A 280-nucleotide genomic window follows, 5' to 3' on the forward strand; every position below is an offset into this window, starting at 1 on the left:
TAGCGGCCGAAGCGCGTGCGCTTGGTGACGAAGGTCATGATCAGGCCAACGGCGACCGCCATCAGCACCGGAATGGCGATGCCATGCGCGATGAACAGCCCGCCCTCGGGGACGGTGATGTTGTTGGCGGCGGCGTAGCGGTTCACGATGCCGACCGGCCAGGGATAGGAGTTGGCGAGCCACACTGCGCCCAGGATGATCGCGCAGGTGACCGTGGCGAGCAGCGTCTCGGCCCAGACCGGGCGCAGCGGGAAACGGAAGCGCTTGCGCTGCACGCGGC

1 pseudogene is annotated in these 280 nt (G+C 68.2%); it reads right to left on the minus strand.

Features of this window, described 5'->3' with window-relative positions:
• Positions 1–280: pseudogene (locus EN859_RS37645) on the minus strand (sugar ABC transporter permease); the annotation flags it as partial.

This window comes from Mesorhizobium sp. M00.F.Ca.ET.216.01.1.1 (assembly GCF_004010325.2).
GTDB lineage: Bacteria > Pseudomonadota > Alphaproteobacteria > Rhizobiales > Rhizobiaceae > Mesorhizobium.